Raw genomic sequence first — 22,070 nt, 5'->3', positions numbered from 1 at the left:
CACCCCCTGAGACCCCCCTATCCATTTCTCAGCCAATTCACAGAGAAGTGAAAGCCCCCTCTCAGAGCCCCTCGACATCGTGTTCAGCATGACCACGACCTCGCCCCAGGGGCGTACCGAACTGCTGAGGCCGGACGGGAGCCCCGTCCGAGTGCTTGTGGTGGACGACGAGTTGTCGATCACCGAGTTGTTGTCCATGGCGCTGCGTTATGAGGGCTGGCAGATCCGGAGCGCCGGGGACGGGACCGGCGCGATACAGACCGCGCGGGAGTTCCGGCCGGACGCCGTCGTGCTCGACATGATGTTGCCGGACATGGACGGGCTCGCCGTGCTGGGGCGGCTGCGGAGGGACCTGCCGGACGTGCCCGTGCTGTTCCTCACCGCCAAGGACGCGGTCGAGGACCGCATCGCGGGCCTCACGGCGGGCGGCGACGACTACGTCACCAAGCCGTTCAGCCTGGAGGAGGTCGTGGCGCGGCTGCGCGGCCTGATCCGGCGTTCGGGCGCGGCCGACCGCCGCTCGGACTCCGTACTCGTCGTCGGTGATCTGACCCTCGACGAGGACAGCCACGAGGTCTCGCGGGACGGCGACAACATCCACCTCACCGCGACCGAGTTCGAGCTGCTCAGGTTCCTGATGCGCAACCCCCGCCGGGTGCTCAGCAAGGCGCAGATCCTCGACCGCGTGTGGTCGTACGACTTCGGCGGCCAGGCGAACGTGGTCGAGCTGTACATCTCGTACCTGCGCCGGAAGATCGACGCGGGCCGCGAGCCGATGATCCACACCCGGCGCGGCGCCGGTTACCTGATCAAGCCCGCCCAGTCATGAGCGGGCGACGACGACCGCGTCCACAACGGAGGCGCACCCTGCGGGCCAGGCTCGTCGTCGCATCGGTCACGCTGATCGCCGTGGTGTGCGCGGTGATCGGTACGGTGACGACGCTGGCGCTGCGCCAGCACCTGTACGACCAGCTGGACCGCCAGTTGATGGAGGTCTCGGTGCGGGCGTCGGGCAACCTCGGCGGCGGACCCCCCGGCACGAGCGGCCCGCAGCAGTCCAGGTCCATCGACCTGACGGAGTTCGTCACCCGGGGTCCCCAGCCCGGCGGCTCCACCCTGATCGCGCGGGTCGAGAACGGCTCGGTCACGGCGGGTACGGTCGGCCGGAAGTCCAGCAATTACGACATGGGCTCCAAGACGCTCACCGAGACGCAGCTGAAGGCGGTCAACGCCACGGCGCAGGACCGCCACGAGCACACCGTCGACATCCCTGGCCTGGGCAGCTACCGCGTCAAGTACACGACGGGCGTCAACGGCGACTTCTACGTGGCGATCCCCACCAAGGACGCCGACAACACGATCAGCACCCTCGTCCTCGCCGAACTCAGCGTCACAGCCGCCGGGTTGATCGCGGCCGGCATAGCGGGCTACGTCCTCGTGGGCGTGGCCACCCGCCCCCTGCGCAAGGTGGCCGCCACCGCCACCCGGGTCTCCGAACTCCCGTTGCACACAGGCGAAGTGAACCTCAGCGAACGGGTCCCGGAGTCGGAGACGGACCCCCACACGGAGGTCGGCCAGGTAGGCGCCGCGCTCAACCGCATGCTGGACCACATCCACGGCGCCCTGCACGCGAGACAGCAGAGCGAGATGCGCGTACGGCAGTTCGTGGCCGACGCGAGCCACGAACTCCGCACCCCCCTCGCCTCGATCCGCGGCTACGCGGAGCTGACAAGACGCGGAAGGGAAGAGGTCGGCCCGGACACCCGCCACGCCCTCGGCCGGATCGAGTCCGAGGCGGGCCGGATGACGTTCCTGGTGGAGGACCTCCTCCTGCTGGCCCGCCTGGACGCCGGCCGCCCCCTCCAGTTCGAGCAGACCGACCTCGTACCGCTGGTCATCGACACGGTGAGCGACGCGCGCGCGGCGGGCCGGGACCACGTATGGCGGCTGGAGCTGCCGGACGAACCGGCACTCGTCTCAGCGGATGCCGCCCGCCTCCAACAGGTCCTGGTCAACCTGCTCGCGAACGCGCGCACGCACACCCCACCCGGTACGACGGTGACGGCGCGGGTCCAGCGGCGCGGCCCCTGGCTCTGCGTGGACGTCCACGACAACGGCCAGGGCATCCCCGAGAACCTGCTCCCGCACGTCTTCGAACGGTTCGCGCGAGGAGACTCGGCGCGTTCGCGCAACACCGGCAGTACGGGCCTCGGGCTGGCGATCGTCCAGGCCGTGGCGACCGCGCACGGCGGTGCGGTGACCGTCGACAGCGTCCCCGGACAGACCGTGTTCACGGTGCATCTGCCCGCGCTCGCCCCGCAGTTGTCCCCCGAAACGAACTGGCAACTCGACTCACAGGGTCAGCACAGTGCCAGCACATGGGTACAACAGGGCGCCTGACGAAAGTCGTCCGTATGCGAACCGACTCTTCTCCGGGCACGCTGCCGGCGCGGGAGCACCTCCCGGCCGGCGCTGCCGGAACGCCTGTCCTGGACGTCGTGATCCCCGTGTACAACGAGGAGAAGGACCTCGGCCCCTGCGTCGAGCGCCTGCACGACCACCTCGCCAGGACCTTCCCCTATCCCTTCCGGATCACGATCGCGGACAACGCGTCGATCGACACCACGCCGGTGGTGGCGAAGAACCTGGAGGCGACACTCCCGGGCGTCAGGTCCTTCCGGCTGGAGCAGAAGGGCCGCGGCAGGGCGCTGCGGACCGTCTGGTCGGCCTCGGACGCGCCGGTGCTCGCCTATATGGACGTCGACCTGTCCACCGACCTCAACGCCCTGCTCCCGCTGGTGGCCCCGCTGATCTCGGGCCACTCCGACCTGGCGATCGGCTCCCGGCTCGCCCGCAGTTCCCGTGTAGTGCGGGGCGCCAAGCGGGAGTTCATCAGCCGCTCGTACAACATGATCCTGCGCGGCTCGCTCCAGGCGCGGTTCTCGGACGCGCAGTGCGGGTTCAAGGCGATCCGGCGCGATGTGGCTCAGGTGCTGCTGCCGCTCGTCGAAGACACCGGATGGTTCTTCGACACTGAGATGCTGGTCCTCGCGGAGCGGGCGGGCCTTCGGATCCACGAGGTCCCGGTCGACTGGGTCGACGACCCCGACTCCACGGTGCACATCGTCAAGACGGCGACCGATGACCTGAGAGGGGTATGGCGCGTTGGGAAGGCCCTGGCCACCGGTTCGCTTCCCCTGGACCGGCTGACCAGGCCGTTCGGCGACGATCCCCGCGACCGCGAGATCATGGACGTACCCAAGGGACTGGCCCGGCAGCTCGTCGGCTTCTGTGTGGTCGGCGGTCTGTCGACGCTCTTCTATCTGCTGCTGTACAGCGGTTTCCGTACGTTCAGCGGCTCGCAGGTCGCGAACGCGCTCGCGCTGCTGGTGTCGGCGGTCGCGAACACGGCGGCGAACCGCCGGCTGACCTTCGGGGTACGGGGTTCCGGTAGCGCGGTGAAGCACCAGGCGCAGGGCCTCGTCGTCTTCGGCATCGGCCTCGCGCTGACCAGCGGCTCGCTGGCCGCGCTGAACGCGGCGACGTCAAGTCCCGCGCACGCTACGGAACTCGGGGTGCTGATCGCCGCCAACCTCGCGGCGACCGTGCTGCGGTTCCTGCTGTTCCGCGCGTGGGTCTTCCCGGACAAGCGGGAGCCCGCCGAGGACGCCTACTGGCCGAGGGAGAACCAGCGATGACGATCCTTCAGGAACGTACGCGGGTCGCTCCCGCCGGCTTCGCGGACAACCCCCCGCGTTTCAGGCGGATTTGGCGCGGCCGTCCCGACGACGCGGCCTGGGTGCGCCCCGCCTTCTTCGGCCTCCTCGTCGCGACCTTCCTCCTCTACCTCTACAACCTGAACTCCTCCGGGTACGCGAACTCCTTCTATTCGGCGGCAGTTCAGGCGGGCTCCCAGTCCTGGAAAGCCTTCTTCTTCGGCTCCCTCGACGCGGCCAACGCCATCACCGTCGACAAGCCCCCGGCCTCGCTGTGGCCGATGGCCCTCTCGGTACGGATCTTCGGGCTCAGCTCCTGGGCGATCCTGGTCCCCGAGGTGCTGATGGGGGTCGGTACGGTCGCGGTGGTGTACGCGGCGGTACGGCGCCGGTTCTCGCCGGGCGCCGGTCTGATCGCCGGGGCCACCATGGCGTTGACCCCGGTCGCCGCGCTGATGTTCCGCTTCAACAACCCGGACGCGATGCTCGCGCTGCTCATGGCGGTGGCCTGCTACCTCGTCGTCCGTGCGCTGGAGGACGGCCGGACCAAGTGGCTGCTGTGGGCGGGCGCGGCGATCGGGTTCGCGTTCCTCGCGAAGACCCTCCAGGCGTTCCTGATCCTGCCCGCGCTGGCCGCTGTGTACGGGGTCTGCGCGCCGGTTTCCGTCAAGAAGCGGCTGGGTCAACTCGTCGCCGCCACCGGGGCGTTGGTCGTCTCCGGCGGTTGGTGGGTCGCGGTCGTCGAGCTGTGGCCCGCCTCCTCGCGGCCGTACATCGGGGGGTCGCAGAACAACTCCTTCCTCGAACTCACCTTTGGCTACAACGGACTTGGCCGTCTCAACGGTGAGGAGACCGGGTCCGTCGGTGGGGGCGGCGGGGGCGGTGGCACCGGGCAGTGGGGTGAGACCGGCTGGGACCGGATGTTCAACTCCGAGATCGGCGGGCAGATCTCGTGGCTGCTGCCTGCCGCGCTGATCCTGCTGGTGGCTGGGCTGGTCGCCACGCGGAAGCTCAAGAGGACGTCCGTGACGCGGAGTTCGTTCCTCGTGTGGGGCGGGTCGCTGGTGATGACCGCCGTGGTGTTCAGCTACATGGCGGGGATCTTCCATCAGTACTACACGGTGGCGCTCGCGCCGTACATCGCGGCGGTCGTCGGGATGGGGGCCGGGGTGCTGTGGGAGAAGCGGGCTGAGGTCTGGGCGTCGATCACGCTGGCGGCGGCTGTTGTCTCGGCGGCGGCCTGGGGGTACGTGCTGCTCAACCGGACGCCGGATTACCTGCCTTGGCTGAAGTGGCTGGTGCTGGTCGGGGGGTTGGTCGGGGCGCTGGGTCTGATTTTCGCCGGGCGCATCAACCGTCAACTCGCGCTGGCTGCGGCCTCGGTGAGCTTGGTGGCTGCGCTGGGCGGGCCTACGGCCTACACGATCAGCACGCTTCAGGAGGGGCACACCGGGTCGATCGTGACGGCGGGGCCTGCGGGGGCGTCGATGATGGGTGGCCGGGGCGGGTTCGGTGGCGGTATGCGGGGTGGCATGGGGGGTGGGATGCCTGGTGGCATGCCTGGTCAGAACCAGCAGGGCGGTAACGCGCAGGGCGGTCAGGGCCAGCAGGGCAATGGCACCGGCGGCTTCCCGGGCGGCAACGGCTTCGGTGGCGGCGCGGGCGGCAACTCCCAGGGCGGCAACTCCCAAGGTGGCAACGGGAGTTCCCAGGGCGGCCAGTCCCAGCAGGGTCAAGGGCAGGGCTTCCCCGGCGGCGGCTCCACCACCGGCGAAGGCGGTATGCGCGGCGGCATGGGCGGCGGTGCCGGTGGCCTGCTGAACGGCGCGAGCGTCACCTCCGAGGCCAAGAAGCTCCTCAGCACCGACAGCGACAAGTACACGTGGGCCGCGGCGGCCATCGGCGCGCAGAACGCGGCGAGTTACCAGCTCGCGACCGGTGACCCGGTGATGGCGATCGGCGGCTTCAACGGCACCGACCCGTCCCCGACGCTGGCCCAGTTCAAGAAGTACGTCGAGGACGGCAAGATCCACTACTTCATCTCCAGTGGAAGCGGGGGCGGAGGCGGCGGCATGATGGGCGGCTCCGCCACCGGTACGTCGTCCCAGATCACCACCTGGGTCGAGGCCAACTTCAAGAAGGTGACGGTGGGTTCGGCCACGTTCTACGACCTCACGCAGAAGGCGAGCTAGGCCACGCCACTGACGGTTCGCTGAGGGCGGGCGGTGACCTCCAGGGGTCGCCGCCCTCTTCTCGCCTCTGTCTTGTACGCCGTACAGTGATCTTCTACGCTGTACAACATGGCCACCGACCTGACACAGCCGCAGCCCACCGCCGCGCCGGGTCACCCCCAGCGCTGGCTCATCCTCGGCGTGATCGCCCTCGCGCAGCTCACCGTCCTGCTCGACAACACCGTCCTGAACGTCGCGATCCCTTCCCTCAAGGAGGAGTTGGGCGCGAGCACCTCGGACATCCAGTGGATGATCAACGCGTACTCGCTCGTCCAGGCGGGCCTGTTGCTCACGGCGGGCAGCTCGGCGGACCGGTACGGCCGCAAGAAGATGCTGGCGACCGGCCTCGTACTCTTCGGCGCCGGTTCCCTCGCCGCGACCCTCGCCTCGTCCACGGCCCAACTCATCGCCGCTCGCGCCGGGATGGGCGTGGGTGGTGCCCTCCTCGTCACCACGACACTCGCCGTCGCCATGCAGATCTTCCCGCCCGACGAGCAGCCCAAGGCGATCGGGATCTGGGCGGCGGTGAACTCCCTCGGATTCGCGATGGGGCCCCTGATCGGCGGGTTCATGCTCGGTCACTTCTGGTGGGGCGCGATCTTCCTCATCAACTTGCCTGTCGCCGCAGTGGCGTTGGTGGCGGTGGTGGTTCTCGTCCCCGAGTCGAAGAACCCCGAGGGGGACCGACCTGACCTTCTCGGCGCGGTGCTCTCGACGGTCGGGATGTCGTCCCTCGTCTTTACGATCATCTCCGGGCCGGGACACGGTTGGTTGTCGGCGCGGGTGTTGGGGAGCGGGGTGGTCGCCGTTGCCGTGCTCGGGGTCTTCGCGTGGTGGGAGAGCCGGATTCCCTACCCCATGCTCGACATGTCCTTCTTCCGCAACCGCCGGTTCACGGGGGCGGTCGCCGGGGCGGTCCTGGTCACGTTCGGGATGGGCGGGGCGCTGTTCCTCCTCACCCAGCACCTTCAACTCGTCCTCGGCTACGGGCCGTTGGAGGCAGGGCTTCGTACGGTTCCGCTTGCCGTCGCCGTCATCCTGCTCAACTTCACGGGGCTCGCGGCGAAGATCACGGTGAAGCTCGGGGGGCCGGTGGCGATCCTTGTCGGCATGGTCGTCATGGGGTGCGGGCTCGTGTCCATCGGGGTGTCGGGGGAGCGGGGGTACGCCGGGACGCTGCTGGGGCTGGTGCTGATCGGGGTGGGTACGGCGACGGCGAGTCCGGCGATGGCTCACGCGATCATGAGTTCCATCCCGCCGGCCAAGGCGGGGGTTGGGGCCGGGATCAACGGGATGTTGGCGGAGTTCGGGACGGGGTTGGGGGTCGCGGTGCTGGGGGCGGTGCTGACGTCGTCGACGAGCCTTGAACGGGGGCTGCGAGATGGGCAGTTGGTGGGGGCGGCGGCTGTGGTGGCGGGGGGTGTGGTGGCTGGCGCGCTCCTGCGGCGAGCGGCTGGCGACAAGACACCCAGCCCCGCCGTCCGGTCGGGGCGATGAGGTGTCGCTGAGGGTCAAGTGTCGAGTGGCCGAGGCGATTTCGGTGTTCGGCCGTGACGGAGTCCCGGCGCATCGGCCGGGTTCTCCAAGGTCCTTCGGGTCGTGGCGGGCAGGGTTGCCAGTCAGTCGGCGGGACAGGACAGCGTGGCGAGGCGGTGGAAGGCCGTGGCCGCCGATGGCGTCCCGCCTCGTGGTGTAAGCCTGAGCAACCTTGCTCGACGCGTTCCGGTAAGCCGCGCGTCGGCCACCCGTTGGCGCACGGCTCCCGAGTCGCGCCGATGCGGTGATGCCCTACTGATTCCTGTTGAGGCTCGGCAGTCGCGAGCCCGCCGCCCAGCGGCTCAAAAGGTATTAAGCGCCCTTGAATTGGAAAAGCGGCATTTAACTCTCTATTCCCCTTCTAGGTCCTGTGCTATTGTGCGGCACCGTAATTCGCGAAGGTGAACAGCTTGAAGCGTTCTGCGGAAAAGGGCGAAATGTCGACTGTGTACAGGTATATAGCGGCGGGGGCCGGAGTGATAGCCCTCGTGGCCGCGCTGCCAATGGCCGCATCTGCGGATACGACTGACGGTCGGGCGGCCGGGGCCTCATGTGTCTCGGATAAATACGGGCCGGCCGGGGACCTCCTGGCCAAGAATATGGAGAAGGGCATAGACGAGGCCCTTCGGGGCCGCGAAAGCGTGGCGTCGGTTGCGCTCTACGACCGCAAACACGGTGTCTCCTGCACGTATGACGAGAACAGGCAACAAGACGCGGCAAGCGTGATCAAGACGGCCATCCTGGGTGCGCTGCTGTTCCAGAACAAGGGCCCTCTGGCCGGCGACGACGACACCCTCGCCAGGAAAATGATCACCGCCTCGGACAATGCCTCGGCCACTACTCTCTGGCGGAAGCTTTCGGACCTCACAAATCCGTCCGCGCCGAACCCGGTCAGGATTCAGGAATTCCTCGACCGGGTGGGGATGAAGAACACCGTCCTCGACAAGGAGGGCTTCTGGGGTCTCAGCCAGGTCACCGCGGCGGATCAGCTCCAACTCCTGAAGGTGTTCACGGACAACGGTGACACGGAAGCGCCGGTGCTCACCCAGGACGCGCGCGCCTACGCACTGAACCTCATGAATCAGGTCCAGTCCGATCAGCGATGGGGAACTCCGGCCGGAGCTCCCGAGAACGCTGTCGTCCACGTCAAGAACGGTTGGCTTCAGCGCTCCAACAATCCTGATGTGGACCCCTACGACAGGCTCGACTGGAAGGTGAACAGCATGGCCGCGTTCACCGGTGACGACTACGACTACGGGCTTGTCGTCCTCACCGAGAACAACAGGGTCCCTGAAGGCCGTCCGGCGCAAGAGGGGTGGACCTACGGCATAAACACCATCGAAGGAGTAGCCCGCGCGGTCCACCACGGCCTGTACCCGCAGGAGTCGCCTTCCCAGGGCCTCCAGCCCTCCCGCCAGAGCCTGATCGAGCAGCTCAAGCTTCAGCCCGCCCAGCCCAAGTGAGGCAGGCCCTCAACGCCACCGCCGCCTGTGGAAGTTGAGCCCCGCCCGCATGCCCACCTCCCAGGACAGCCCCGCGCCCCTTTAGGGTGTTGCAATGGGCGCAAATCGGGAGGTGGGCCTGTGACCAGGCAAAGCGTGTGGCTCGCCGACAAGGAGCGCCGCCGGAAGTCGAACCAGCCCACCGGGCTCGACCGCCCCCGCATCACCGTCGCCACCGTCCGCCTCCTCGACGCCGAGGGCCTCGACAAGTTCTCCATGCGCCGCCTGGCCGCGGAGCTGAACGTCACCGCGATGTCGGTCTACTGGTACGTCGAGACGAAGGACGAACTCCTCGAACTCGCCCTCGACGAGGTCTACGGCGAAGTCCCCCTCCCCCCGGCGTCCGACGACTGGCAAACGGACCTCCGCCAACTAGCCACCTGGTACCGCACGTTGCTGGTCCGCCACCCCTGGTCCTCTCCCTTGGCCGGCCGCTACCTCAACATCGGCCCCCGCGCTCTCACCTTCGCCCGAGCCATCCAACAAGCCGTCCGCAGAACGAACTTGCCCCTCGAAGACATCACCGGCGTCATCGCCGCCGTCTTCCAGTTCGTCTACGGCTTCGGCACGATGGAGGCCCACTTCCTCGCCCAGACCGCCGAGTCGGGCCTCTCCCCCGACGCCTACTACCGCGAGTCCCTGGCCCTCTTCAACGCGAGCACGGACATGGCCGAAATTGCGGAGGAGACAAAGGACTTGGTGGAGGCGAGGGGCACGGCGACGATCGTCGAGATGCACAACAGAGACTTCACCTTCGCGCTGGACCTGCTGCTGGCGGGCATCCAGGCGATGACGGACCGCCGCTGAAGTTTCAGACAGCCACGCCGAGTTCGGCGCGGGTCCGCCGGACGAACTCGCGGACGGTGGGCTCGCGCCGCCACGGGGCGAGAGCGGCGTTGAACTCACGAACGTAGTCCTTGGCCCGGGTGGATTGCACACGGGTGAGGATGTCGACGGACCGGTTGCCCAGTTCCAGGCCGTGGTCGAGGTTGCGGGCCTGGAGGTGGGCGGTGCCGACGATCGCGAGGCGCATACCGACGGAGCGGGTGAACACACCGGAGGGCATGGCGGCGGCCTGTTGGTGCCAGGCGAGGGCCGCCTTGGGGTTCTTCAGGTCGCGGAAGATCTCGGCGGCGTCGGCGGAGAGGCGGGCGTGGTGGTAGAAGTCGATCCAGGCGGGCTCCTGACCGTCGGTGGCCTCGGTCTGGCTCAGGAGGGACTCGGAGACGGACAGGGCCCGTGAGGCGGACCGGGCGTTCCGGTCGCGTGCGTGGGCCCGGGCTTCGATGAGTTTGGTGAAGGCCAGCACTCGGGGAGCGGCCTGCCCCTTGGCCCGCTCGAAGGCACCCTGGGCCATGTCGACGGCTTCTGATGCGAAGCCCCGCATCATGGCCTGCATGGCCATCGTGGTCAGTACGTAGCAGCCGAGTTGGACGTCCCCGCCCGCCCGGGCGAGGCGCAGGGCCTGGATGAAGTGCCGCTGAGCGACGTCGTGTTGGCCGACGTCGAACGCCGTCCACCCGGCGAGCCTCGACAACTCGGCCGTCACGGAGAACAGTTCACGGCCCACTTCGTCGGGGAAGGTGCCGCGCAGTAGTGGAGCGGCCCGCTCCTGAAGGCAGACGGTCACCGAGTTCGCCCGCCAGTTTCCGCCGCCGTACCGCGAGTCCCAGCGGCGCGCCTCGTCGGCAGCCTCCCTCAGTTCCTCCAGGTCGACGCGGCCCACGCGCCTGCCGCCGGAATGGTCGGCGCTGTCGTCGGCCGGTGTGACGAGCCAGCGGGTCACGGGTGTGGTGAAAGCGGACACGGCGAAGCCTGATCCGGTCAGGAAGTCACGGCGGTTCACGGAACTCCAGAACGAGGTGGCCACATGGACCGCCTCGGCACGGTCCCGCGGGAAATCCAACCCCACATCGGCGTCCGGTGTCTGCGCCGAGGCCATGCCGATCTCGGAGAGCGCCACCGGACGGCCGAGCCGTTCGGCCAGCGCCGCCGCGATCAGTTTCGGCACCGGCCATTTCGGGGTCATCCCGCGTCGGCACCAGTTGGCGACGGAGGTGTGTGAGTAGTCCGTGGCCAGCCCGGCGGCCTGCGCGAGCTGGTTGACCCGCAGGGCCAGGGACTTGTGGCTTGCCCCGCCGGCCTCGATAAGACCGGCGAGGGCCGCGTTGGGCGGCCGGGTCCGGCGTGCGGTCGATGCCACGACCTGCCCCCTCGAAGAGTCGTAGGTCACTGAGGGTATTGCCTCGCGTGCTGTGGTGAACCGCGTCCGCGAGTTGTGAGCCCCCTTGCGAGCCCTGCCCGTCACCGGTGGCCGACGGGTGTGATGAGGAGCCCAGACCGCTTCATGCCCGGGGGTGAACCAGATGTGCGGAATCGCAGGACTGGCCGGAGGCGACGCCGTACGGCACGAGAAGGTCGTCGCGGCGATGAGCAGTGCGCAGCACTACCGAGGCCCGGACGGCACTCTGCACGCCGCTGCCCGGGACAGGCGGGCGGTGCTGGCGATGAACACCTTGCTGATCGTCGACCCGCACGCCGAGCCCGGTCCCTACCTCGACCGTGAGTCCGGGGTGCTGCTGGCCTTCAACGGGGAGATCTACAACTGGAGGCAACAGGCCAGGGCTTGGGGTGTCGAGATCGGCGAGAAGGAGTCGGACGCCCACTTCCTGCTGAGGTCCTGGGTCAGGCTCGGCCCGTCCTGTCTGGACGGCCTGGACGGCATGTTCGCCCTCGCCGTCTACGACCCGCGCGCCGCGAAGCTGTTCCTGGCCCGCGACCGGCTCGGCGAGAAGCCGCTCTACTGGCGACTGGACGGAGGACGGCTCGCGTTCGCTTCCGAGGTGACCACCCTGACCGGCTACGGCCCGGCCCCGCTGGTCCTACGGCCGGAGGTCGTCGCGATCGAGACGCCGACCGGAGTCGACACGCCGTTCCAGGGCATTCAACTGCTGTCCCCCGCCACCCTGTTGACCTACGACGTCACCACCGGCTCGATCGACCAGTCGACCTGGTGGGACCTGACGGACCGGACCCCGTTCACCGGAACCTACGGCGAGGCCCTGGCCCGCTTCTCCACCGTCCTGGCCGAGCAGGTCCCGCTCAGGGTTCCGGCCCGCGACTTCGCCTTACTGCTGTCCGGCGGGCTGGACTCGTCGGTGCTGGCCTATCTGATGCGGCCACCGGTCTGCGTCACAGTCCGCTACCCCGGCCAGGACCGTCTGGACGAGTCGCAGGCGGCAGCCGTGATCGCACGTGACATCGGCGCCGAACTGGTGGTCGTCGAACCGAGCGCGTTCGACTTCGCTCGTGAACTGCTGTACATCACGAGGGCGTTGGACTATCCGATGGGCAACGCCGCCACGTTCTCCGAGTACATGGCGTACCGGAAGGTCGCCGATCTGGGGCTGAGGGTCGTCATCGGAGGGCTGGGGCCGGACGAATTCCTCATGGGGTATGTCCGGCACGCCCTGGTCCTCTTCGGTGCCGACGCCGTCCTCACGTCGGGGTTGGGTGCGTACCGGCCGCTGGCCGCCAAGCTGACCCATGCCGCCGGGGAGCCGATGAACCCGGCCGAGGCCGCCACGCGGCTGATCCTGCGAGGACCGGACCAGGACGGCCGTATCGAGGACCTGGTCGCCGACGCGATGACCCGAGCGGGCGGTGACCTGGCACGCGGTCTGACTCTGGCCGACCTCGCCACGGCCTGGCGCCCGCTGGTGATGACCAGCGACAAGCTCGCCTCCGCCCACGCCCTCGAACGCCGATCGCCTTATCTGGCACGGGAGTTGGTGGAACTGTCGTACAGGCTCCCTGTCAAGCACAAGATCGTCGATCCGGCCCAGGGAAAGCGGATTCTGCGGGACGCCGCCAAGGCCCTCGACCTGCCCCGCGAGGTCTGGGCCGGCCGGGACAAGCTCGGCTTCGCCTCTCCGGTTCCCGCCTGGCTCGACGGCGAGCTCTCGGAATGGGCAGACGCACGGATCAGCACGGCCCTGACCGCGGCTCCCACGGCCTTCCGCCCCCTCCTCGAAGGCGGCCTGACCCGTGGCAGCCGGTTCGACCGCACCCGTATGCAGGCCCTGTTGGCGGCGTTCTGGCTCCGTGACCGGACGGCCGAGGCTGCCGCGTGATCCCCAGCTCCCCCACTAGCGTGTCGGGATGCACTCCGACACCACCGCTCGTGGAGCCGTCGCGATCATCGTCAACCGCCACGGCGAACTTCTCCTGCATCTGCGGGACGACCTCCCGGGCATCGCCTGGCCCGCCCACTGGAGCCTGCTCGGCGGAGGCACCGACGCGGGCGAGACCCCGGCCGGGACGATCGTCCGCGAACTGGACGAAGAAGCTGGACTGACCGTCGCGGACCCCCTCGAACTCTTCGAGATCCAGGACGTCAAAGGCTCCGGCCAACTCATCACCTTCTTCGCCGCATCCTGGGACGGCGACCCGTCCGAACTGCCCCTCGCCGAAGGCGTCAAGCTCCAGTTCTTCGCACCCGAACACCTCGACGTCCTCACGATCCCGCCGTTCATCCGCGCCGGAATCGACCGCCACCTGGCCGTACGACGTTCCTGAGCACCCCCTTCGGGTGGGACAGCCGTCGGCGGACCCACCCGAAGGGACACCCTCACCGTGAAGATGACCGTCATCGGCTGCGGCTACCTCGGCGCCACCCACGCCGCCTGCATGGCCGAACTCGGCCACGAGGTCCTGGGCATGGACTCGGACACCGACAAGGTCCACACCCTGAGCACCGGCAGGGCCCCGTTCTACGAACGCGGTCTGGACGACCTCCTCGCCAGGCACACCGAGAGCGGCCGACTGCGCTTCACCACTTCCTACCGGGAGGCAGGCGCCTTCGCCGATCTGCACTTCATCGGCGTCGGCACCCCGCAGCAGTCCGGCGGTGACGCCTACGACCTGAGCCACCTCACGGACGCTGTAGGGAAGTTGGCCGTTCATCTCAGCAACCCGGCAGTGATCGCCGTCAAGTCCACGGTCCCCGTCGGAACAGCACCTCGCATCGCCGCCTTGCTGCGTGAACTCGCCGGAGAACATGTCGAGTTGGCCTGGAACCCGGAGTTCCTGCGCGAGTCGCACGCTATCGAGGACACCCTCCGCCCGGACCGCCTCGTCCTCGGCTTCGAAACCCCGGGCAGCCGGGCGGAGACGCTGCTGCGGCAGGCTTTCGGAAAGATCGTCGACACGGGCGTCCCGACGATCGTCACCGACTGGGCCACCGCCGAACTCGCCAAGGGCGCCGCCAACTCCTACCTCGCCGCGAAGATCTCCTACGTCAACGCCATGGCCGAGATCTGCGAGAAGACCGGCGCCGACGTCACCGCACTCGCCGACATCCTCGGCCACGACCACCGCATCGGCCACCACGGTATGCGCCCCGGTCTCGGCTTCGGCGGCGGCTGCATCCCCAAGGACCTGCGCGGCTTCATCACCCGAGCCGAAGAACTCGACGCCGGCCACTCCGTCGGAATGCTCCGCGAGGCAGCCGCCGTCAACGCCCGGCGCCGCGAGCGCGTCATCGACATCACCCGCGAGGAACTCGGCCCCGACCTGCGCGGCAAGCGGATCACCGTCTGGGGTGCTGCCTTCAAGCCCGGGACCGACGACATCCGAGACTCACCCGCCCTCGCCGTCGCCCAGTCCCTGCACGACCTCGGTGTCATCGTCACCGTCACCGATCCCCAGGCACTCGACAACGCCCGCAAGACACACCCCGAACTCGTCTACGCCACCGACCCGATCGCCGCGGTCGAGAATACGGACCTGCTGCTTCACCTCACCGAATGGCCGCAGTTCACCGCTATCGACCCGCACGGGTTCGCCGTAAGCACCACGACGCCGAAGGTCGTCGACGGGCGCGGCACCCTCGACGCCGATATCTGGCGCGAGGCCGGTTGGGTCGTCAGGACTCTGTGAACTCACAGAAAAAGTTGCCGAGTTAGCTGAGATTTGCTCCAACAGGCTGATCTCAGTGCTACGGTGCTCCTCAGTCACAAAAAAAGTGGCCCCCTCAGGGCTCGGAGTGCGCTAACACTCCGCTGAAGGGGCCTGACGACATCACTGACTAAGGACTCTGTCGCCATGCGCCACTCTATCGCGCACGCCTTCTTGGCGTACCTCTGCACCCTGATCACCCTCCTCCTGCCCGCCACAGGCACCCGCCGCAAGTGCTGTGCACCCTCGGCCCCCGAGCCCGTAATCCCCGAAAGCCCCTGGTCACGCCCCTGGACGAGCCCCTCGAAGGCAGAGGCGGCCGAGATCCTCCGCCGCCGGGCAGAGGCGGAGGCATGGGCGAACTCGGAGGAGGCAGCACTCCAACGGGAACGCCGAAGGGCGCTGGTGTACGCGGCGGCGGGGCTGGAGTACCCGTACATGTACAAGGGAGCACCGTTCGGCCCGGAAGCGTTTGCGGACGTGACGGGGAGGCCGGTGTAGGGGGCTTTCCAGCCGCCGGGGACGCGAAGGTTTTGTCTTTTAGGGGCGCGGGGAACTGCGCGAGCAACCACACACGACCGGAACTCGCGCACTCCCAGAACCCCCCACCCCTTTAGGCGCCCGGCGTTCCCAACCGTGCCGGGAATCCACCCGTCGCCACCGGCCCCCACTTCTCCGGCGTAACCCGAATAATCGACTTCCCCTGCCGAACCATCGCCTCCCGATACTCATCCCAATCGGGGTGCTCCCCAGAGATGTTCCGGAAGTACTCCACCAACGGCTCCACAGACTCCGGAGAGTCGATCACCTCGGCAACCCCATCGATCTGCACCCACTCCCCGTTCCACTCATCACTCAGCACCACGACACTGACCCGCTCATCCCGCTTCGCGTTCCGCGTCTTGGCCCGCTCAGGGTACGTGGACATCACGATCCGCCCCGAGTCATCCACCCCACAGGCCAACGGAGAAGCCTGCGGCCCCCCGTCCCCCCGCCGAGTGATCAACAACGCCCGATGCCGGGGCCGTACGAATTCGAGGAGCTCTTCGAGGGACACGCGCGTGTTCGTAGCGATAGCCATGCCCTCACCCTAGAAGCACCAGCCTCACCCGGCAGGCAGTGACTCCCCCTGAACGGCCTGCACATCGAGCTCGACCCGCAGGGTCGTCCCGATCGCGGCGATCCCGGCAGCGACGACCTGGTTGTAGTTCATCGCGAAGTCCTCCCGCCGCAACTCGGCGGTAGCCCGAAACGCGGCCCGGGTCCCACCCCAAGGATCGCCCCCGGTCCCGAGGTAGGAGAGATCGAGATCAACATCGCGCACAACCCCTCGCATGCTCAACTCCCCGTGAACGGTCCACCGATCGGCCCCGGCAACACTCAACCCCGTGGACCGATAGGTGATTTCGGGATACGTCTCGACGTCGAGGAAGTCACCGGACTTCAGATGCTCGTCCCGCATCGCGTTCCCCGTATCGATGGACGAGGCCCGAATCACCGCCTCCACCCGGGACTTGGTCACATCATCAGGCGCGACCTCGACAGAGGCGCTGAACTCCGTGAACCGCCCCCGCACACTGGAGATCCCGAGATGCTGAGCGACGGCGCTCACCGCGGAGTGCGCGGGATCGACGGTCCAGACCCCGGGCGGCGGCAACTCGGCACCCCCCTGCCGAGCAAGCACGACGTTCCCGACGTCGGCGCGCCCACTGGCAGTCACCAACGCCGTGGAAGCCGCAGGCGCGTACCCCACGGCGGTGATGATGACGGTGTACGCCCCCGGCGCGAGCGGCGTCGAGTCCCGCACCACCCCGTCGTCGTCGGCCTCGGCCCGCACCACCTGCGTACCGCTCATATCGGTCACCGTCACGACGGCATGGGACACGGCCCACCCGTCCTTCGTCCGGATCCTCGCACTCAACGCCATGCCACAACTCCTCTGAAAGTCTGCCGAAAAGGGCCCGCGGCGGGGAATGGCTACCCCACCACGGGCCCCTGCTCACTGCCGGTTCACTCGCCCGGGTGGCCGAGTTCGATGTCGTGCCCGTCGACCCCGTGCCCGGCGACGGTCAGCCCGGCGGCGACCGGCGGATACCCGGTGGCGATGACGGTGTACTCACCGCTGTCGAGGTCGGAGAAGGCGTACGCACCGTCGGAGCCGGTGGTGGAGGTCCCGACGACGTTCCCGGCGGCGTCGACGAGCGTGACGCGCGCGTCGGAGAGGGGACCGTGGGGCGCGCGGACGACGCCCTGGAGGTACGCGCCGGCGTCGAGGACGACCTCGGCGCGGGTGACGCCGGTGATCCCGATCTCGACGGGCAGCGCGCGCGGCCGGAACCCGCTCGCGTTGACCGCGACGGTCACCGCACCCGGCACCAACTCCCCGAAGGAGAACTCCCCGTGCTCCCCGGTCGTCCCGGTGGCGAGGAGATCCCCGCGTACGTCGGTGACGACGACCATCGCGTCCTTGACGCCGTCCCCGCCCTCGGCGGCCCGTACGACACCGGCGAGCCCGCTGGTGCCGCTGAGCAGGATGTCGTACGCGACCGGCTCGCCGTTGACGACGATCGTGGACGCCTGCGGCTGGAACCCGTCGGCGGAGGCGATGAGGACGTACGAGCCGGAACCGGGCGCGTCGACGCCGTAGGAACCGTCCGACTGGGCGACCGCGCGGCCGAGTTGGCGACCGGCGAGGGAGATGAGCGTGACGGCGGCGGTGGGGACGGGAGCGTTCTCGGCGCCGCGTACGTAGCCGTGGATGGCGGTGCCGGTTTCCGAACCACCGCCTGTGCTCGCGGAGTTGGTGATGGTGGAGGTAACGGCCTGTGTCTGTACGGCAGTTGCTCCGACGAGCGCCGGAACCTTCGCCGTCTCGTCGACCTCGGCCTCCGCCCAGGAAGGCACGGGAACTTCAACAGGCGCCTCGGCAGCCGCACTTGGGGCCACCGGAGCCTCGCCCACACCAGCCGCCTGCGCGATGGCCCCCGTCGTCCGCAACGGAACCTCCTTGATGAACAGCGTCACGAAGAACGCGAGGAACGCGATGGGAGCGACGTACAGGAAGATGTCCGCGATGCCGTGTCCGTACGCACTCTCCAGCCACGAACGCACCGGTCCCGGAAGGGAGTTCATGTCCGGCAGCGCGCCGGTTCCCGTCGCCTTCGCCGCCGCCGTCTGCGACTGCGGGTCGAGGGACGTGATCGTGTCCTTCGCGTAGTGCGTGATCCGCGTCGACATGACCGAGCCGAGCGCCGCGACGCCGACGGCTCCGCCGAGGGAGCGGAAGAAGGTCACCGTCGAGCTGGCGGCGCCGAGTTCGTGCGGGGCGACCTGGTTCTGCGTGGAGAGGACCAGGTTCTGCATCATCATGCCGACGCCGAGGCCCATGACGGCCATGAAGAGGCCGATCTTCCAGTAGTCGGTGTCGTACCGCATCGTGCCGATGAGCCCGAGGCCCGCCGTCAGCAGCGCGCCGCCCGAGACCAGCCACGCCTTCCACTTGCCGGTCTTGGTGATGACCTGCCCGGAGACGGTCGACGCGACGAACAGGCCCGCGATCATCGGGATCGTCATCACCCCGGACATCGTCGGGGACTTGTCGCGCGCGAGCTGGAAGTACTGGCTGAAGAAGACGGTCCCGGAGAACATCGCGATACCGACGAACAGCGAGGCGATCGACGCGAGCGTGATGGTCCGGTTCTTGAACAGGTGCAGCGGGATGATCGGCTCGCTGGCCTTCGTCTCGACGAGGATGAAGACCGCCGCGAGCACCAGCGAACCGCCGACCATCGTGTACGTCTGCCACGACAGCCAGTCGTACTTGTCGTTCGCGAACGTCACCCAGATGAGCAGCAGGCTGACGGCGGCGGTGATGAAGAACGCGCCCGTCCAGTCGACCTTGACCTGACGCTTGGTCTCCGGCAGGTGCAGCGTCTTCTGGATCACCGCGAGCGCGATCAGCGCGAACGGCACGCCGACGTACAGGCACCAGCGCCAGCCGAGCCAGCTCGTGTCCGTGATGACCCCGCCGATCAGCGGGCCACCGACGGTCGCCACGGCGAACGTCGCGCCGAGGTAACCGGAGTACCGGCCGCGCTCACGCGGCGAGATCATCGCGGCCATGATGATCTGGGCGAGCGCGGTGAGCCCACCGGCGCCGAGCCCCTGGATGACCCGGGCGCCGATCAACATCCCGGAGTTCTGGGAGAGTCCGGCGATGACGGACCCAACGATGTAGATGACCAGGGCTATTTGAACGAGCGCCTTCTTGCTGACGAGGTCAGCGAGCTTGCCCCACAGGGGAGTCGAGGCGGTCATGGCGAGCAGCGCGGCGGTGACGACCCACGTGTACGCGGACTGCCCGCCCCCGAGATCCTTGATGATCTTCGGCAGCGCGTTGGTCACGATGGTCGACGACAGAATCGCCGCGAACATCCCGAGCAGCAGCCCGGAGAGGGCTTCCATGATCTGCCGGTGGGACATGGGTGCGTGTGCGTGGGGTGCCGGGGTTCCGCCCCCGTGCTTGCCGTGAGCCCGCACACCGGGCGGTGTGGTGGTAGCCATGAAGTTCCTTGTCTTATGTGATCGCGGGTGTACGGGTGGATCGCCGGCGTACGGGAGGGGGCGGGGGCGGCTGGGGGCGGGGGTGCGGGTCGCCCGGGCGGGGTACGCCGGGGTCGGCGCTGCCGGCGTGCGACGGCCGTACGGCGCCCGGGCGCCCCGGTCGGCAGTCGAACTCCGCGCGCAGCCGCGTCAGCAGCCGCGTCAACTGGTCGACGTCCTTCGCGGACCAGCCGTCCAGCCGCTCGGCGAGCAGCTCCACGCTCCGCCGCGACAGCTCCGCGAGCTTGTCGCGGCCGGCCGGGGTGAGCCGCAGGATGCGGGACCGCTTGTCGGCGGGGTCGGCGGCGCGCTCGATCCAGCCCCGGTCCACGAGGTGGGCGACGTGCCGGCTGCTGACGGACATGTCGACCGAGAGCAGTTCCGCGAGGTGCGTCATCCGCATCTCGCCGTACCGCCCGAGCAAGCCCAGCACGGCGGTCGACCCCGCGGGGCAGTCCGGCGGCAGAATCCGCTCCAGCTCCCGCTTCACGGCCCCGAAAGCGGTGAGCTGACGCGCCAGCTCGGAGAACTGCGCCTGCTCAGCCATCCCTGCCTCCCTCTTTCGTTGCCTGGAGCAACCTTAGGAGTCGTTGGTTGCTACAGGCAAACAAAAAGGGGATCGGGGCGACAAAAACTTGGCAAAGGCAAGTATTGCGAGAGTAAATGTGCAGGTGGGGTGGGTGGACGGACCCCCGCCCGACGCTGTGACGACCAGCTTCGGCGCTGCTGCGGGAACCCCCGCTTGGGCCCCCACCCCCCTCTTCGCTAACCTCTCGACGCATGGCTAACAACCAGAACCCGCAGGGCAATTACGACCCCGCCGGCAGCACCCAGATGTTCCGCGCGTTCGTCGACGAGGGCGCCCCCCAGGCGTCGTCCCCGGCAGCCACCCCCAGCACGTCCTCCGGCCCTCGCGTCGGCCTGATCGCCGTCGTCGTGGCGGCCGTCGTGGTCGTGGCGGCGGTGGCGTGGCTGGCTTTCAAGTAACCCCACGGGGGACCACCCCGCCCTCGACCTCAGGCCCGCGCTTCCCGAAACCCGAACGGGAGAGCGCGGGCCTGGTCGTGTGGGGGGTACGCCGCTGCGGTGAACGCCGCCCGCCCGGCCCGTCAGCCTCATCCTCCGCGCGATCGAGGCCCTCGACCGGCCCTGAGATCATCCGTGCATGCAGCGACTCCACGACGACCTCGGACACCTCGCCTACGACGTGACCGGCGACGGCCCGCCGGTCGTGCTTGTGCACGCCGGCGTCGCCGACCACCGGATGTGGGACGGCGTCGTGCCCGCGCTCGCGGAGCGGTACGAGGTGGTGCGCTACGACCTGCGCGGGTTCGGCGAGTCCGCGCCGCCGACCGGCGCGTTCCGTGAAGTGGACGACCTGGCAAGTCTGTTGGACCACCTAGGACACGGCCGTGTACGCCTCGTAGGCGCGTCCTGGGGAGGCCGGGTGGCTCTCGACTTCACCCTCACGCACCCGGCCCGCGTACAGGCGCTGGCGATGCTGACGGCGCCCTGGCCGGGGTACGACTGGTCGGCGGAGATGATCGCGTACGACGCGGCGGAGACGGCGGCGCTGGAGGCGGGTGACCTGGACGAGGCCGTACGGATCAACTTGGACATGTGGCTGAAGGGCCCCGCACGGAGTTGGGGTGAGGTCGGCGAGGGGCTGGCGGAGCAACTCCGGGGCCCCATGCGTACGTTGTTGGCGAACCAGGAAGCCGTGGGCGACCACTCCCAGGGCCCCGGCAACGGCGACCTCGCCGGCATATCCGTCCCCACCCTCGTCGCCCTCGGCAAGCTGGACGTCCCCGACTTCCAGGACATCGCGCGCAGGTACGCATCCGAGATCCCCGGCGCGGAACTCGTCGAGTTCACAAACGCGGCACACCTCATCGCGATGGACGCGCCGGGCGAAGTCGGCGCGGTGCTGGGGGAGTTCCTCGTGGCCTAGGACTCTGGACCGGTCACGACGGCTTGCCCTGCAAAGCCTGCCCCTGCGCGGCACCGTTGCCGTTGAACACGAAGTCGGCGCGGAAGCGCCAGTCGCGGCCGTCGGGACAGATGAAGCCGTGCTCGGCGAGGGCGTTGTGCGCCTCGTAACCAGAGCCCGGCTGCCGCGCTGATCGACGAGTGCACCGTCAGATCCTGGGCCTCGCCTGTGGCGCCGGTAGCACGCGCGCCTGCTCGTCCGTCTGCCTCGCCGCTGTGGTCGCCCGCGCCTTGATTCCACGGGGTGACCGGAACTCGATCGCGTACGGTCAGTTCGCTGGTGGTTCGTCGCCGGGTGCTTGTTCAGCCGCCCACCGCCGAGCCTCCGTGAGATTCGCGGCGGTGCCCACGGGTTCGTACGAGAACCCGCTCCACTGCTCCAGTACCCGGGGTTCGGCAGGGCGGAGGTGGGTCCCGCCACCGTGCAGCGGACGGTGGCGTCGCCAGACGTCCATAGGTGGAATGCGCCGCTTGCTGTACGGAGCGAGTGGGTCGGTGGGGTCGACGCGTGGTGTGGCGCGGGACTGCTGGTTCGG

18 protein-coding genes are annotated in these 22,070 nt (G+C 68.7%); 12 read left to right on the top strand and 6 right to left on the bottom strand.

Translation table 11 applies throughout. The features are described from left to right. Positions 1 to 88 precede the first annotated feature (88 nt). The 7 genes from ACQCO7_RS20800 (at position 89) to ACQCO7_RS20770 (ending at position 9,792) form a co-directional block, all read left to right on the top strand. The gene (locus tag ACQCO7_RS20800) at positions 89 to 829 is read left to right on the top strand and encodes a response regulator transcription factor (protein ID WP_010360248.1); all 741 of its coding nucleotides are present in this window, start codon (positions 89 to 91) and stop codon (positions 827 to 829) included. Next, positions 826 to 2,400 (top strand): ATP-binding protein, encoded by a 1,575-nt coding sequence (locus ACQCO7_RS20795; RefSeq protein ID WP_464073267.1) that lies wholly within the window; start codon positions 826 to 828, stop codon positions 2,398 to 2,400. Before ACQCO7_RS20800 ends, ACQCO7_RS20795 begins: the two co-directional genes overlap by 4 nt. 14 nt (positions 2,401 to 2,414) lie before the next feature. Next, positions 2,415 to 3,698 (top strand): bifunctional glycosyltransferase family 2/GtrA family protein, encoded by a 1,284-nt coding sequence (locus tag ACQCO7_RS20790; protein ID WP_464073266.1) that lies wholly within the window; start codon positions 2,415 to 2,417, stop codon positions 3,696 to 3,698. Further along, on the top strand, positions 3,695 to 5,908 hold the full coding sequence (locus ACQCO7_RS20785; protein ID WP_464073265.1) for an ArnT family glycosyltransferase: 2,214 nt from the start codon (positions 3,695 to 3,697) through the stop codon (positions 5,906 to 5,908). Before ACQCO7_RS20790 ends, ACQCO7_RS20785 begins: the two co-directional genes overlap by 4 nt. Positions 5,909 to 6,007: 99 nt before the next feature. Beyond that, a complete protein-coding gene (locus ACQCO7_RS20780) occupies positions 6,008 to 7,444 on the top strand; it encodes an MFS transporter (protein ID WP_464077255.1) in 1,437 nt (478 codons plus the stop codon). Positions 7,445 to 7,920: 476 nt separating this feature from the next. Beyond that, positions 7,921 to 8,946, top strand: a complete 1,026-nt coding sequence (locus tag ACQCO7_RS20775; RefSeq protein WP_464073264.1) for a serine hydrolase — start codon at positions 7,921 to 7,923, stop codon at positions 8,944 to 8,946. 120 nt (positions 8,947 to 9,066) lie between these two features. Then, the gene (locus ACQCO7_RS20770) at positions 9,067 to 9,792 is read left to right on the top strand and encodes a TetR/AcrR family transcriptional regulator (protein WP_464073263.1); all 726 of its coding nucleotides are present in this window, start codon (positions 9,067 to 9,069) and stop codon (positions 9,790 to 9,792) included. Positions 9,793 to 9,796: 4 nt separating this feature from the next. On the opposite strand, the gene ACQCO7_RS20765 is transcribed toward ACQCO7_RS20770, so the two are convergent. Continuing rightward, positions 9,797 to 11,188: a sporulation protein gene (locus ACQCO7_RS20765; RefSeq protein WP_464073262.1), complete on the bottom strand. Its 1,392-nt coding sequence runs from the start codon at positions 11,186 to 11,188 to the stop codon at positions 9,797 to 9,799. A gap of 163 nt (positions 11,189 to 11,351) precedes the next feature. On the opposite strand from ACQCO7_RS20765, the gene ACQCO7_RS20760 reads away from it, so the two are divergent. From ACQCO7_RS20760 to ACQCO7_RS20750, 3 genes are all read left to right on the top strand, one after another. Continuing rightward, complete coding sequence (locus ACQCO7_RS20760) at positions 11,352 to 13,118, top strand: asparagine synthetase B family protein (RefSeq protein WP_464073261.1); 1,767 nt, start codon at positions 11,352 to 11,354, stop codon at positions 13,116 to 13,118. Positions 13,119 to 13,146: 28 nt separating this feature from the next. Further along, positions 13,147 to 13,563 carry an NUDIX domain-containing protein gene (locus tag ACQCO7_RS20755; RefSeq protein ID WP_464073260.1) on the top strand — a complete coding sequence of 139 codons (417 nt, stop codon included), beginning with the start codon at positions 13,147 to 13,149 and terminating at the stop codon, positions 13,561 to 13,563. A gap of 63 nt (positions 13,564 to 13,626) precedes the next feature. Next, positions 13,627 to 14,925, top strand: coding sequence for a UDP-glucose dehydrogenase family protein (locus ACQCO7_RS20750; RefSeq protein ID WP_464077254.1), 1,299 nt, complete (start codon positions 13,627 to 13,629; stop codon positions 14,923 to 14,925). Between the two features lie 631 nt (positions 14,926 to 15,556). Here ACQCO7_RS20750 and ACQCO7_RS20745 read toward each other — a convergent pair. The 4 genes from ACQCO7_RS20745 to ACQCO7_RS20730 form a co-directional block, all read right to left on the bottom strand. Next, positions 15,557 to 16,024, bottom strand: a complete 468-nt coding sequence (locus tag ACQCO7_RS20745; RefSeq protein ID WP_464073259.1) for a PPOX class F420-dependent oxidoreductase — start codon at positions 16,022 to 16,024, stop codon at positions 15,557 to 15,559. Between the two features lie 24 nt (positions 16,025 to 16,048). After that, entirely contained in the window at positions 16,049 to 16,870 is an 822-nt protein-coding gene (locus ACQCO7_RS20740; protein ID WP_464073258.1) for a YceI family protein, read from the bottom strand. Between the two features lie 83 nt (positions 16,871 to 16,953). After that, complete coding sequence (locus ACQCO7_RS20735) at positions 16,954 to 19,425, bottom strand: MFS transporter (RefSeq protein ID WP_464077253.1); 2,472 nt, start codon at positions 19,423 to 19,425, stop codon at positions 16,954 to 16,956. A gap of 94 nt (positions 19,426 to 19,519) precedes the next feature. Beyond that, positions 19,520 to 20,092 carry a MarR family winged helix-turn-helix transcriptional regulator gene (locus ACQCO7_RS20730; RefSeq protein WP_464073257.1) on the bottom strand — a complete coding sequence of 191 codons (573 nt, stop codon included), beginning with the start codon at positions 20,090 to 20,092 and terminating at the stop codon, positions 19,520 to 19,522. Positions 20,093 to 20,325: 233 nt separating this feature from the next. Here ACQCO7_RS20730 and ACQCO7_RS20725 point away from each other — a divergent pair, with 233 nt between their 5' ends. Together ACQCO7_RS20725 and ACQCO7_RS20720 are read left to right on the top strand one after the other, a co-directional pair. Further along, entirely contained in the window at positions 20,326 to 20,532 is a 207-nt protein-coding gene (locus ACQCO7_RS20725) for a hypothetical protein (protein ID WP_409118718.1), read from the top strand. A gap of 178 nt (positions 20,533 to 20,710) precedes the next feature. After that, positions 20,711 to 21,496, top strand: coding sequence for an alpha/beta fold hydrolase (locus ACQCO7_RS20720; protein WP_464073256.1), 786 nt, complete (start codon positions 20,711 to 20,713; stop codon positions 21,494 to 21,496). Between the two features lie 307 nt (positions 21,497 to 21,803). On the opposite strand, the gene ACQCO7_RS20715 is transcribed toward ACQCO7_RS20720, so the two are convergent. Next, positions 21,804 to 21,989, bottom strand: a complete 186-nt coding sequence (locus ACQCO7_RS20715) for a DUF6087 family protein (RefSeq protein ID WP_464077252.1) — start codon at positions 21,987 to 21,989, stop codon at positions 21,804 to 21,806. Between the last annotated feature and the right edge of the window lie 81 nt (positions 21,990 to 22,070).

This window comes from Streptomyces saintjeani, from assembly GCF_055409605.1.
The sequence above is the reverse complement of the archived record's forward strand: the minus strand, read 5'-3'. Positions and strand labels throughout refer to the sequence as shown.

What these genes read in the sequence shown, in the direction of transcription:
- ACQCO7_RS20790 (WP_464073266.1), top strand. Translation starts at nt 2,415, where the DNA reads ATGCGAACCGACTCTTCTCCGGGCACGCTGCCGGCGCGGGAGCACCTC.
- ACQCO7_RS20750 (WP_464077254.1), top strand. Translation starts at nt 13,627, where the DNA reads ATGACCGTCATCGGCTGCGGCTACCTCGGCGCCACCCACGCCGCCTGC.
- ACQCO7_RS20785 (WP_464073265.1), top strand. Translation starts at nt 3,695, where the DNA reads ATGACGATCCTTCAGGAACGTACGCGGGTCGCTCCCGCCGGCTTCGCG.
- ACQCO7_RS20760 (WP_464073261.1), top strand. Translation starts at nt 11,352, where the DNA reads ATGTGCGGAATCGCAGGACTGGCCGGAGGCGACGCCGTACGGCACGAG.
- ACQCO7_RS20755 (WP_464073260.1), top strand. Translation starts at nt 13,147, where the DNA reads ATGCACTCCGACACCACCGCTCGTGGAGCCGTCGCGATCATCGTCAAC.
- ACQCO7_RS20740 (WP_464073258.1), bottom strand. Translation starts at nt 16,870, where the DNA reads ATGGCGTTGAGTGCGAGGATCCGGACGAAGGACGGGTGGGCCGTGTCC.
- ACQCO7_RS20715 (WP_464077252.1), bottom strand. Translation starts at nt 21,989, where the DNA reads ATGGACGTCTGGCGACGCCACCGTCCGCTGCACGGTGGCGGGACCCAC.
- ACQCO7_RS20735 (WP_464077253.1), bottom strand. Translation starts at nt 19,425, where the DNA reads ATGTCCCACCGGCAGATCATGGAAGCCCTCTCCGGGCTGCTGCTCGGG.
- ACQCO7_RS20800 (WP_010360248.1), top strand. Translation starts at nt 89, where the DNA reads ATGACCACGACCTCGCCCCAGGGGCGTACCGAACTGCTGAGGCCGGAC.
- ACQCO7_RS20745 (WP_464073259.1), bottom strand. Translation starts at nt 16,024, where the DNA reads ATGGCTATCGCTACGAACACGCGCGTGTCCCTCGAAGAGCTCCTCGAA.
- ACQCO7_RS20725 (WP_409118718.1), top strand. Translation starts at nt 20,326, where the DNA reads ATGGCTAACAACCAGAACCCGCAGGGCAATTACGACCCCGCCGGCAGC.
- ACQCO7_RS20730 (WP_464073257.1), bottom strand. Translation starts at nt 20,092, where the DNA reads ATGGCTGAGCAGGCGCAGTTCTCCGAGCTGGCGCGTCAGCTCACCGCT.
- ACQCO7_RS20720 (WP_464073256.1), top strand. Translation starts at nt 20,711, where the DNA reads ATGCAGCGACTCCACGACGACCTCGGACACCTCGCCTACGACGTGACC.
- ACQCO7_RS20795 (WP_464073267.1), top strand. Translation starts at nt 826, where the DNA reads ATGAGCGGGCGACGACGACCGCGTCCACAACGGAGGCGCACCCTGCGG.
- ACQCO7_RS20775 (WP_464073264.1), top strand. Translation starts at nt 7,921, where the DNA reads ATGTCGACTGTGTACAGGTATATAGCGGCGGGGGCCGGAGTGATAGCC.